We start from the raw sequence: 11,811 nt of genomic DNA on the forward strand, positions 1-11,811 counted from the left end.
CGGCGGCGTTCAAACGAACAAATCAACCTTCTGGAAGGTCGTCACGTCGATCAGGCCGACGTCGGAAATCCTGAGCTCGGGGATCACGACCAGCGCCAGCAGCGAGTGCTGCATGTAGGCGTTGTTCAGCGAGCAGCCCATCTGGCGCATGGCGTCGCTGAGTTTGTCCGCCTTGGCGGCGACGATTTCCGCCCGCTCGTCCGACATCAGCCCGGCGATCGGCATTTCGACCAGCGCCAGTTCCTTGCCCTTGGAGAACAGCACGACGCCGCCGCCGACCTCACCCAGCCGGTTCACCGCCAATGCCATGTCCTGCTTGTTGGTGCCAACGACGATGATGTGGTGGGCATCATGCGCCACGCTGGAGGCCATGGCGCAGTCGCCGATATAGCCGAAGCCGGAGACGAAGGCGTTGGTGACGCCGCCGGTGCCCTTGTGGCGTTCGACCAGCGCGATCTGGCAGACATCGTTGCGGCGATCCATGGCAACCAGCCCGTCCTCGACGGCAAGATCGGCCTCCAGCGCCCGCGTCGGCGCCTGGTTTTCGATGACGCCGATGACCCGCACCCGCACTTCGTTGGCGCCCATGGGTGCCGCGATGTCGAAATCGCCTGCCTTGAGCTTCCTGCCGAGCTTGACGGTGTTCTTCGCCGTCCGCGGATAATTGTAGGCTGGAATGTCGATTTCGAGCTTGCCGCCCTTGGCCAGCCTGACGCCGCGGCCATAGACCTCGTCGATGGTCATTTCGGCGAGGTCGGAGACGATCAGCAGATCGGCGAGCCGTCCCGGCGCGATCGAGCCGATCTCGCGCTCCAGCCGGAAATGCTGGGCGGTGTTGAGCGTCGCCATCTGGATCGCCGTCACCGGCTTCAAGCCCTGGCTGATGGCATGGCGCACGACCCGGTCCATATGGCCTTCGTGCACCAGCGTACCGGAGTGGCTGTCGTCGGTGCACAGGATGAAGCTGCGCGGGTCGAGCCCGCTCTCCGTCACCGCCTTGATCTGCGAGGCCACGTCATACCAGGCCGAGCCCAGCCGCAGCATCGCCTTCATGCCCTGGCGGACGCGGGCGATGGCATCCTCGGCGCGCGTGCCTTCGTGGTCGTCCTCGGGGCCGCCGGCGACATAGCCGTGGAACGGCAGGCCGAGATCGCGCGAGGCATAATGCCCGCCGACAGTCTTGCCGGCCCTCACCGTCGCCGCGATCTCGCCCGACATCACCGGATCATTGGCGGCGACGCCCGGAAAATTCATCACCTCGCCGAGCCCGATAATGTTCTCCCAGGTCATCGCCTCGGCAACATCGGCGACGGTCAGCTCAGCGCCGGCATGCTCCAGCCCCGGTGCCGACGGCACACAGGACGGCATCTGCACGTGCACGTTGACCGGCATGGCGACCGCCTCGTCATGCATCAGCCGCACGCCCGGCAGGCCGAGCACGTTGGCGATCTCATGCGGATCGATGAACATCGATGTGGTGCCGTGCGGGATCACGGCGCGGCAGAATTCCGTCACCGTCACCATGCCGCTCTCGACATGCATATGCGCGTCGCAAAGCCCCGGCACCAGATAGCGGCCGCCGGCATCGACCACCTTAGTGCCCTGGCCGATGGCATGGCCGGCGTTCGGCCCGCAATAGGCAAAGCGGCCGCCGGCAATGGCAATGTCGGTGCCGGCGATGATCTCGCCCGAATGGACGTTGACCCAGCGCCCGTTGCGGATGACGAGATCGGCGGGTTTGCGACCCATAGCGACATCGACCAGATGCGTCGCCATCTCAGCCCAGGGTTTTGGTTTCGTCGCATTGGCGGTCTTCGGCATCAACAGGCTCCTCTTTGCCCGACTGTGCCAAGCCGCGAGGATTTTGACCAGCGAGGAAGTAAGCGCGGACGGCGAAGTTGCAGCTCTCCCCCCTTGAGGGGGAGATGTCGCCGAAGGCGACAGAGGGGGTCGCCGATCCACGCGCGACGACCCCCTCTGGCCTACCGGCCATCTCCCCCTCAAGGAGGGAGATTGATGCGCCACGGCTTTCGCCAATCGCCAAGGGCATTTTGTGCCGGCCGCAGCAACTTTGTTCTTGCTTTGTGCCGGCAGCTATGCTACTAATTTGGATATGGTGCTAATTGGCTCCAACGACCCGCCCGCCGAGGCGGGTTTTTTGTTTTAGCGTCGTTCATGGCAAAATGGCCCAAGCGGAATATGATTCCGGCTAATCAGCTTTCGCCGCGTTAGCGGATCTTACTGAATCGACGGTCGCGGAGTGTGACGCACTCCATCGTTCTAGCCTTCGGCCGGTTCAATCAATTCGATCCCGAACTGTCACTTCTTGCTCGGGTCGTCTGCCGGGTTGACGTAGGTGATCTTGAATGGCCCCTCGCCATGAACCTCTACGATCGTATCGCTTGTCGTCCAGGCGAAGTGATTCATTCCGGCCGGTGCGACGCCGAAGCCGCCAGCAGTCAGTTCGACGCCTTTCGCCTCGTCGAGCTTATCGCCCATTCCAAAATGGAAGTTGCCGGAAAGCACCGTCATGTATTCCGTGGTGGGATGATTATGTGCGGCAATTTTGTAGCCTGCGGGTGTCTTCAACCGCAGCACAAAGGCGCCGTCCTTTGAGGGATCTCCAGCGACAACAGCCATTTCCGCCCCAGCAGGAATGACAGCAGGAGCAGGACCCCATTTGATGTCTTTGGCGTTCATCGGCATCTCGTCAGCAGACAGAGGCGCCGTCCCAACAAGCAGCAGTGCCAGGGCAGAGGCAAGCTTGAGCATGACAATCTCCCAGTGTCTGTAGACGACGGCGTCGAGTATCGGCGCGCCGATCCACTTGCCGATTGGAGTCTATCAGGCCAGAGCGCCCGAACGCATCCTGCGAACGGGGGACACGCATTCGCGGTAGCCTCGGAAGCTGTCGCTAAAAACATCTCCAGGTGAAACGATTTTGTTTGTATCTCCGTGGGTGATTGGCCCTCGCTAGCTTCCAGTGCCAGATTTGTCGACGGCAGAAGACGGCTTGACGGCCTTTGGCTGGCGGCTGAAAAGGGCTGGCCTGCGGACGTGGCGGAATTGGTAGACGCAAGGGACTTAAAATCCCTCGATCTCTGATCGTACGGGTTCGATTCCCGTCGTCCGCACCAGATTGGTCTTCGTTTGATACCCTTCGTAACTGGAGACCAGGGCGCTCGACCCGGTTCTGGCCCCCTCACCTCCCAATCGGGTTCAGCTTCAAATGCTGGATTAAAATAATCGTCTTGGCGTCGATGATCCGACCATCGTGGATGCCGGCCAGCGCCTCGTCGAGCGGCATTTCCAAAACCTCGATGTCCTCGCCTTCGTCATGCGCGCCGCCGCCGTCGGAAATGCGGTCGGCGGGCGAATAGCGGGCGACGAAGAACCAGAGCCGCTCGGTCACGCTGCCGGGGCTCATATAGGGCGAAAACAGCCGCTGCACGTCCTTCAGGCGGTAGCCGAGTTCCTCCTCGGCCTCCTTGCGGATGCAGGTTTCGGGATCGTCTTCGTCGAGCAGGCCGGCGCAGGCCTCGATCAGCGGCTCCTTGTGGCCGGTGACGTAGGCCGGGTAGCGGAACTGCCGCACCAGAAGCACCGTCGACCGCTCGGGATCGAAAGGCAGGATCACCGCACCGTCGCCGCGATCGTAGGTCTGGCGGGTGTGCGTTTCCCATTTGCCGTCGCGCCGGCGATAATCGAAGACGGTCTTTTTCAAAACCGCCCATTCGTCGGAAAGGATTTCCTCAGAGCGGATGCGAATGCGATCTTCCATGGTGGACTCTCTGCTGCCGCGGCAAGGCGTAGCCGCGAACGGCCGTTCGTGCAATCGGTCCACCAATTGGTCCAGCGGCCGTTTCACCGTCTCGTGTCTGGCGCTGGCACAGTCGGCTGCCTAAATAGCGGCAACCCTTTCCGGAGTTTTTTATGACCTCATCGCTTTTCCAGCCGATCACCCTCGATGGCCTCACCTTCCCCAACCGCATCGCGGTCGCGCCGATGTGCCAGTATTCGGCCGAGGACGGCTCGGCTAGCGATTGGCATCTCTATCACTGGATGAACCTGGCGATGTCGGGCGCCGGCATGGTCACCGTCGAGATGACCGATGTCGAACGGCGCGGCCGCATCTCGCATGGCTGTCTCGGCCTCTATTCCGAGGACAATGAGGCGGCGGCGCGACGCACGCTGGATGCAGCCAAGCGCGTCGCCGCGCCGGGCACGAAATTCGGTACGCAACTTGCCCATGCCGGACGCAAGGCCTCCAACCGAAAACCCTGGGAGGGCGGCGGCCCGCTGCACGCCGATCAGGACCCGTGGCCGATCATATCGGCCTCGGCTATCGCCTACGACACCGGCTGGCAGGTGCCGCGGGCGCTGGAGGACGACGAGATCCTGCAAATCATCGAACGCTTCGCCGACGCCGCGCGGCGGGCCGAGCGCGCCGGCTTCGACTTCATCGAGCTGCATGCCGCGCATGGCTATCTGATCTTTCAGTTTCTGTCGCCGCTTTCCAACCGGCGTACCGACCGCTGGGGCGGCTCGCTGGAAAACCGCATGCGTTTCGCCGTCGAGATCGCCAAGGCGGTAAAGAAGGCGGTGCCCAGGCTGATGCTGGGCGCGCGTCTGTCGATCAAGGAATGGGTCGATGGCGGCTTCGACGTCGAGGATGCGATCGAAGTGGCAAAAGCGCTGAAGGAAGCCGGCGTCGCCTATCTCTGCTGCTCGAGTGGCGGCAATTCGCCGTTGCAGAAGCTGCCCTCTGGGCCCGGCTACCAGGTGCATCTGGCCGAAGCGGTGCGTAAGGCCGTCGGCATCCCGACGCGGGCCGTCGGCCTGATCGACGATCCGAAACAGGCCGAGGCGATCGTCGCCGACGGCCGCGCCGACATGGTGGCGCTGGCGCGCGCCTTTCTTGCCGATCCGCGCTGGGGCTGGCGCGCCGCGGCCACCTTCGGCGAAAAAATCCACCCGGCGCCGCAGCTTGCCCGCTCGGTGACGACGATGCAGCACTGGATGAAGGCGGCGAACTGACGGCGGGTTCGTCTCGCTGGGCGGGCCAGCACAGCTTCGCACTGATCCTCTGCCGGTGTAGAGTGGCCGGGGCCGCGGCTGGGCGCGGCGGGTTGGGGGAGCAGAGATATGTCGTTCAGGGGGATTTCCATTGCGGCTGCCGCCGCGGTCGTGGCCGGGCTGTCGTTCGCCGCATCGACGCCGGCCGGGGCGCAATATTGCGAAGGTACGGTTCACGGTCTTTCCAAGCACTACAATCTGGCAACCGGAAGTGGCTTTCTCGCCGTTCGGGCCCGACCGAACTCGTCGTCACGCATGATCGGGCAATTGTTCAACGGCGACCAAACCGAGATCTTCGACCGGCGCGGAAACTGGTACCAGGTCGATTTCGGCGGCCGCACCGGCTGGGCGAATGCGTGCTGGCTGCGCAATGGCTGCGGCTATTGAGCTATTTTCGCCTGAGCAAAAATAGCAGTTGCAACCAAATCGGCCGCTCCGCGTTGGCGGCGATGATGGACAGCAAGCCATTTGAAAAGCCGGTCGTGGTCGAACTCGGCCATGTCGGCAAGTATCGCCACATCCGCAGCGCCCAGGAGGCGGCGGAGTGCCTGATGACGGTCTGGCCACTCAATCGCGGGCCCCGTCATCGTGATGCCCTCGACACTTGCCTAAAAGTGCTGGAAGGTTATCGTTCGACGGCGGATGCGCGCCGGGCACTGATCGAAGCCGCCAGGGAATCGGACGTGCTGGTCGCAGACGACAGGCTGCCAGACGACAGGCTGGCCGACGACAGGCTGCATTGAGGCAACGGGCTTTCAACCGGAGGGTTTCATGGCGAAACTGACCTACAAGATCGTTGAGCATGACGGAGGCTGGGCCTACAAGGTCGGCTCGACATTCTCCGAAACGTTCCCCACCCATCAGGATGCCTTGCGCGCCGCCGAGATCGCTTCGGCCGAACAGCAGGTCGCCGGCAACACCGACGGCATCCAGTACGAGGACGCCGACGGCAACTGGCACGACGAGCTCGCCGACGGCCGCGACCGGCCGCAGACCGAGGTTTCGGATTAGGGCGTGTCGATATCCCAGTGATGCCGGCGTGCTTTACAGGTCGGTTTGGTAGCGCTACCGTCTTACATCGCGCGTGACCGGGGAGGAGCCTGGGCGTCGCCGCGGGCCAGGCAGAAAGCGGTTTCCTTCGAAGTCGTTGCAGGAATCAATCGGGAGGAGATCGATGGCGTCTGTCGCAATCGGCGATGTCTACAAATCATTTGGGACCGTCGAGGTCCTGCACGGGGTCAGCGTCGATATAAACGACGGCGAGTTCGTCACGCTGGTCGGACCTTCGGGTTGCGGAAAGTCGACCCTTCTCAGAATGATCGCCGGCCTGGAAAAGATCTCGCGCGGCCAGATCGCGATCGGCAAACGTGTGGTCAACAACGTTGCGCCAAAGGAGCGCGACGTCGCCATGGTCTTCCAGAACTATGCGCTCTACCCGCATATGACGGTTGCCGAGAACATGGCGTTCTCACTGATGCTCAAGGGCGTTCCCAAGACGGAGAGCGATGCCGGCGTGCGGCGTGCGGCCGAGATCCTGGGACTGGTGCCATTGCTCGACCGTTATCCCCGCCAGCTTTCCGGCGGCCAGCGCCAACGCGTCGCCATGGGCCGGGCGATCGTGCGCGACCCGCAGGTTTTCCTGTTCGACGAGCCGCTGTCCAATCTCGATGCCAAGCTCCGGGTGCAGATGCGCGCCGAGATCAAGGAACTGCACCAGCGCCTGAAGACGACGACGGTCTACGTCACCCACGACCAGATCGAGGCGATGACCATGGCCGACAAGATCGTCGTCATGCATGACGGCATCGTCGAGCAGATCGGGCCGCCACTCGAGCTCTATGACCGGCCGAACAACCTCTTTGTCGCCAGCTTCATCGGGTCGCCCGCCATGAACATGCTCAGGGGCGAGATCGTAAGCGACGGCTCGCCCTCGTTTCGCGGCGCCGGAGGGATTTCGGTCCCGTTGGCCTCGGCACTTTCCATCGGCAATGGTGAGCCGGTCGTGCTAGGGATACGGCCCGAGCATTTACGGCTGTCCGACCATCAGGGCATTCCGGTCACCGTCGCGGTGGTCGAGCCGACAGGGTCCGAAGTGCAGCTCATCGGCCGAACCGCCGGCGGCGAGGAGATCGTCGCCAATTTCCGGGAACGGCATTCCTTCACGCCGGGCGAAACCATCCGGCTTACGGCCGAGCCTGGCCTCATCCATCTCTTTCACGGCCAAACCGGACAGCGGTTCGAAACACCCATCGAGCAGTAGGACGGCAAGGACCATAAGCAGGAGGAAGCGAACATGAAATTCACCAGACGTGACGTGATCCGCACCACCGCCGGCGCGGCGGCGGGAGCCTTGGGAAGCCGGTTCATCGGCTCTCCCGCCTTTGCTCAGGAGGGGTTGAAATACAAGCCCGAGGACGGCGCCAAGCTCAGGCTGCTGCGCTGGTCGCCTTTCGTGCAGGGCGACGAGGATCAATGGCTGGCCAACACCAAGCGCTTCACCGAAGCGACCGGCGTCGAGGTCCGCGTCGACAAGGAAAGCTGGGAGGACATTCGCCCCAAGGCGGCGGTCGCCGCCAATGTCGGCTCCGGCCCGGACCTGATGTTCGTCTGGTTCGACGACCCGCACCAATATCCCGACAAGCTGCACGATGTGACGGAACTAGGCGAATATCTCGGCTCGAAATATGGCGGCTGGCACGACGGACCGCACCAATATGCGACACGGCAAGGCAAGTTCCTCGGCCTGCCGCTAGCGACCATCGGCAATGCCATCGTCTATCGCGAAAGCTGGGTGAAGGAGGCCGGCTTCTCAGAATTTCCAAAGGACACGGCAGGCCTGCTCGAGCTTTGCAAGGCATTGCAGGCGAAGGGGCACCCGGCCGGCTTCACGCACGGCCACGGCGTCGGCGACGGCAACAACTACGCCCACTGGCTGCTGTGGAGCCATGGCGGCCAGATGGTCGACGAGAACAGCAAGGTGACGATCAACAGCCCGGAGACGCTGAAGGCGATCGAATACGCGCAGCAACTCTACAAGACCTTCATTCCCGGCACTGAAAGCTGGCTCGACGTCAACAACAACCGCGCCTTCCTGGCCGGCGAATTGAGCGTCATCGCCAACGGCATTTCCGCCTACAACACGGCCAAGATCAACAAGGACAAGGATCCGAAGCTGGCTGAAATAGCCAAGGACATCCGCACCACCAACCTGCCGATCGGCCCGGTCGGGAAATCCGTCGAGCTGTTCCAGGTGACCACGGCCGTGATCTTCGACTACACGCCCTACCCCAACGCGGCCAAGGCCTACCTGCAGTTCATGTTCGAGGATCCGCAAATGTCGCAGTGGATCACGTCGTCGGCAGGCTATTGCTGCCAGACGCTCAAAGCCTTTGACAACAACCCGGTTTGGACGGCCGATCCGAACAATGCCGCTTACGCCAAGGCCTCGGCGACGCTGCGGCCCAACGGCTATGCCGGCCCGCTCGGTTATGCCTCGGCGGCGACCATGGCCGACTATGTGCTGGTCGACATGTTCGCCAAGGCGGTGACCGGCCAGGCGACGCCGCAAGAGGCGATGGAGGAGGCCGAAAAGCGCGCCAACCGCTACTATCGCGTTTGAGCCGGCTCGGCCGGGCAGCCATGCTGCCCGGCTTCGAATCGCGCATGGCCGCCCGGCCGTTTACGAAACCTTAGAGGAGCCGACCCATGGCCGTGACCTCCGCCGCCGTTCAGCCGCGTCCCTCGATCTTGTCTCGCATCCTGGCGACCTTGGCCGATAGCCGAAACGCGCTTGGCTTCGGCTTCATGCTGCCGGCGGCGGCATTGCTGCTGGTCTTCCTGACCTATCCGCTCGGGCTCGGCGTCTGGCTCGGCTTCACCGATGCCCGCATCGGCCGCCCCGGCATCTTCATCGGCATCGAGAATTACGAATATCTGTGGGACGACGCCGTCTTCTGGCTCTCCGTTTTCAACACCTTGCTTTATACGATCAGCGCCTCGATCCTGAAGTTCGTGCTCGGCCTCTGGCTGGCGCTTATCCTCAACCAGAACCTGCCGTTCAAATCGTTCTTCCGCGCGATCGTCCTGCTCCCCTGGGTGGTGCCGACTGTGCTGTCGGCCATCGCCTTCTGGTGGATCTACGATTCGCAGTTCTCGATCCTGTCCTGGGCGCTTATGGAAATGGGCCTGATCGACCATCGCATCAATTTCCTCGGCGATCCTGAGAATGCGCGGGCTTCGGTCATCGCCGCCAATGTGTGGCGCGGCATTCCTTTCGTGGCGATCACGCTGCTTGCCGGCCTGCAGACGATTCCGCAGTCGCTCTACGAGGCCGCCACGCTCGACGGCGCCAGCCGCTGGCAATTGTTCCGCTACGTGACGCTGCCGCTGCTGACACCGATCATCGCCATCACCATGACGTTTTCGGTACTGTTCACCTTTACCGATTTCCAGCTGATCTATGTGCTGACGCGCGGCGGGCCGGTGAATGCCACCCACCTGATGGCGACGCTGTCGTTCCAGCGCGGCATTTCCGGAGGCCAGCTTGGCGAAGGCGCCGCGATCGCAGTCGCCATGATCCCGTTCCTGCTGGCGGCGATCCTGTTCAGCTACTTTGGCCTGCAACGGCGCAAATGGCAGCAGGGCGGCGGAGATTGACATGACCGCGATCGAAACGAGTAAACGCCCGAAACTCGACGAAGGCGGCATGGGCTACCTGCAGAGCGTGCCGCGCCGCGTGGTGACGGTCTATCTGCCGTTGCTGATATTCGTCATCGTGCTGTTGTTTCCGTTCTACTGGATGACGATCACGGCGGTTAAGCCCAATCTCGAGATGACCGATTACGCCAATTTCAACCCGTTCTGGGTGGTGCATCCGACGCTCGAGCATATCCGCTACCTGCTCTTCGAGACGTCCTATCCGGGCTGGCTGCTCAACACGATCATCATCTCGACCGCCGCCACGTTCCTGTCGCTGCTGGCTGCGGTGTTCGCTGCCTATGCGATCGAACGCTTGAGGTTCTCCGGGGCGCGGCAGGTCGGCCTCGCGGTGTTCCTCGCCTATCTCGTGCCGCCTTCGATCCTGTTCATTCCGCTGTCGGTGATGGTGTTCAACCTTGGGCTTTACGACACGCCCTTCGCTCTCATCCTCACCTATCCGACCTTCCTGATCCCGTTCTGCACATGGCTGTTGATGGGTTACTTCCGCTCGATCCCGTTCGAGCTGGAAGAATGCGCGCTGATCGACGGGGCGAGCCGCTGGCAGATCCTCACCAAGATCGTGCTGCCGCTGTCGGTGCCGGGCCTGATTTCCGCCGGCATTTTCGCATTCACGCTGTCATGGAACGAGTTCATCTATGCCTTGACCTTCATCCAGTCGTCCGAAAACAAGACTGTGCCGGTCGGCGTGCTCACCGAGCTGGTGCGCTCGGACGTCTATGAATGGGGGGCGCTGATGGCGGGAGCGCTGATCGGCTCGCTGCCGGTGGTGGTGCTCTATTCGTTCTTTGTCGAGCACTATGTTTCCTCGATGACCGGAGCCGTGAAGGAATAGCCGATATCCTGATTAGGTTCGGAGGTATTCCCGGCGGCCGGGATGCGCGGGGCGGCACCCTGCCGGCCGAGACCGCGTCCGGGAGGGTGTCAGCCGCTGGTGTCGGACTTCGGCGCAAATGCGCGGTCGGCAATGCGCTCGATGAAAGCGACGACCCGTTCCGGCTCGACGAATTGCGGCATGTGGCCAAGCCCCTCGACAGGTTCGAAATCGAGCCCGCTGATCTTTTCCATCACCGGCCAGCCGTGGATATCGATGCCCAGCACGCGGTCGGAAGCACCAAACAGAATGCCGGCCGGCATGGTGATCTCACCATAGCGTTTCTCGATGCGGCCAAGGTCATGCGCGATGGCCACGACATCGGTCGATGTTGCGTAGAAATGGCTTGGCCTCAGCCCGCACCAGCCGCCGCCCTCGACCATATAGTCGGCCGGCGCCGTCTGTGGCGCGAAGATGAAGGCCAGCGTGCGTTCTGCATATTTGAGAGCCGCGGGGATCGCCACCGTATGAGCCATGATCCGGCGCCGCAGCGGCGAGTTGATGTATAGCGGGCCGAACTTCTCGCGCGCGTCCGGTTCCATATGGGTCAGCGGCGCCAGCAAGGCGACACCGGAAATCGCCTCGGGATGCTCGACAGCCAGCGTCAGTGCGATGGCTCCGCCCAGCGAATGGCCGACGACCAGAGGCTTCTCCAGCCCAAGCGCCTCGATAAAGCGCCGCACGATCTCGGCCTGCTCGGGCAGCCGCCCGCTGGCGCCCCTGGCCCGCACCGAATAACCGGAACCCGGACGGTCGAACGCGATCAGCCGATAGTTCGGGCCGAAAATTCCGAACAGCGTGTGGCGGAAATGATGAAGCTGCGCGCCGAGGCCGTGCAGGAAGACGATCGGCCGCCCCTCGCCCGTCTCGACATAATGAATGCGGTTGCCGTCGATCTCGATGAATTTCCCGCTGGCCGGCACCAGCCTTTCGGCTTTCGCCGCGATCCGCCGTGTCGCCAGCAGAGGATAGGCTGCCACGACGAGCGCCAGCAGAACCAGCGCGCCGGGCAGCCATAGAAGAATCGGTACCGGCATGTCTTGCTCAAGGCTCCAACCCGCACGCAGCATCACCCGCCGAAGGCTCCACTGCAAGGGAGGTGGCACAGGTGGATCCGTCGTTTGGCGGCATTGCCGCCGGCCGCC

12 protein-coding genes and 1 tRNA gene are annotated in these 11,811 nt (G+C 62.9%); 9 read left to right on the plus strand and 4 right to left on the minus strand.

What is annotated here, in order from left to right:
- Window positions 1-9: 9 nt before the first annotated feature.
- A complete protein-coding gene (ade, locus tag NKH80_RS18075; protein WP_352992786.1) occupies window positions 10-1,821 on the minus strand; it encodes an adenine deaminase in 1,812 nt (603 codons plus the stop codon).
- Window positions 1,822-2,319: 498 nt separating this feature from the next.
- Window positions 2,320-2,772 carry a cupin domain-containing protein gene (locus NKH80_RS18080; protein WP_352509427.1) on the minus strand — a complete coding sequence of 151 codons (453 nt, stop codon included), beginning with the start codon at window positions 2,770-2,772 and terminating at the stop codon, window positions 2,320-2,322.
- Window positions 2,773-3,051: 279 nt separating this feature from the next.
- On the opposite strand from NKH80_RS18080, the gene NKH80_RS18085 reads away from it, so the two are divergent.
- Window positions 3,052-3,137: transfer RNA gene (locus NKH80_RS18085), tRNA-Leu, on the plus strand.
- A 65-nt stretch (window positions 3,138-3,202) separates the two neighbouring features.
- Here the strand turns inward: NKH80_RS18085 and NKH80_RS18090 are convergent.
- Complete coding sequence (locus NKH80_RS18090; RefSeq protein WP_352509429.1) at window positions 3,203-3,781, minus strand: NUDIX domain-containing protein; 579 nt, start codon at window positions 3,779-3,781, stop codon at window positions 3,203-3,205.
- Between the two features lie 152 nt (window positions 3,782-3,933).
- Between NKH80_RS18090 and NKH80_RS18095 the strand changes: the two genes are divergently transcribed.
- The 8 genes from NKH80_RS18095 (at window position 3,934) to NKH80_RS18130 (ending at window position 10,627) form a co-directional block, all read left to right on the plus strand.
- Window positions 3,934-5,037 (plus strand): NADH:flavin oxidoreductase/NADH oxidase, encoded by a 1,104-nt coding sequence (locus NKH80_RS18095; RefSeq protein WP_352753451.1) that lies wholly within the window; start codon window positions 3,934-3,936, stop codon window positions 5,035-5,037.
- 108 nt (window positions 5,038-5,145) lie between these two features.
- Window positions 5,146-5,463 (plus strand): SH3 domain-containing protein, encoded by a 318-nt coding sequence (locus tag NKH80_RS18100; RefSeq protein ID WP_352753453.1) that lies wholly within the window; start codon window positions 5,146-5,148, stop codon window positions 5,461-5,463.
- Complete coding sequence (locus NKH80_RS18105) at window positions 5,433-5,819, plus strand: DUF982 domain-containing protein (RefSeq protein WP_502896275.1); 387 nt, start codon at window positions 5,433-5,435, stop codon at window positions 5,817-5,819. Before NKH80_RS18100 ends, NKH80_RS18105 begins: the two co-directional genes overlap by 31 nt.
- 28 nt (window positions 5,820-5,847) lie before the next feature.
- Window positions 5,848-6,087: a DUF2188 domain-containing protein gene (locus tag NKH80_RS18110; protein WP_254817690.1), complete on the plus strand. Its 240-nt coding sequence runs from the start codon at window positions 5,848-5,850 to the stop codon at window positions 6,085-6,087.
- Window positions 6,088-6,250: 163 nt separating this feature from the next.
- The gene (locus NKH80_RS18115) at window positions 6,251-7,336 is read left to right on the plus strand and encodes an ABC transporter ATP-binding protein (RefSeq protein WP_352753455.1); all 1,086 of its coding nucleotides are present in this window, start codon (window positions 6,251-6,253) and stop codon (window positions 7,334-7,336) included.
- Between the two features lie 33 nt (window positions 7,337-7,369).
- Window positions 7,370-8,695: an ABC transporter substrate-binding protein gene (locus NKH80_RS18120; protein ID WP_254817688.1), complete on the plus strand. Its 1,326-nt coding sequence runs from the start codon at window positions 7,370-7,372 to the stop codon at window positions 8,693-8,695.
- An 86-nt stretch (window positions 8,696-8,781) separates the two neighbouring features.
- On the plus strand, window positions 8,782-9,732 hold the full coding sequence (locus NKH80_RS18125) for a carbohydrate ABC transporter permease (protein ID WP_254817687.1): 951 nt from the start codon (window positions 8,782-8,784) through the stop codon (window positions 9,730-9,732).
- Between the two features lies 1 nt (window position 9,733).
- Entirely contained in the window at window positions 9,734-10,627 is an 894-nt protein-coding gene (locus NKH80_RS18130) for a carbohydrate ABC transporter permease (protein WP_352477400.1), read from the plus strand.
- Window positions 10,628-10,716: 89 nt separating this feature from the next.
- Here the strand turns inward: NKH80_RS18130 and NKH80_RS18135 are convergent, their stop codons facing one another.
- Window positions 10,717-11,703 (minus strand): alpha/beta fold hydrolase, encoded by a 987-nt coding sequence (locus tag NKH80_RS18135; RefSeq protein ID WP_352738090.1) that lies wholly within the window; start codon window positions 11,701-11,703, stop codon window positions 10,717-10,719.
- Window positions 11,704-11,811 lie beyond the last annotated feature (108 nt).

The organism is Mesorhizobium sp. M0904 (assembly GCF_040319475.1).
Classification (GTDB): Bacteria; Pseudomonadota; Alphaproteobacteria; order Rhizobiales; family Rhizobiaceae; genus Mesorhizobium.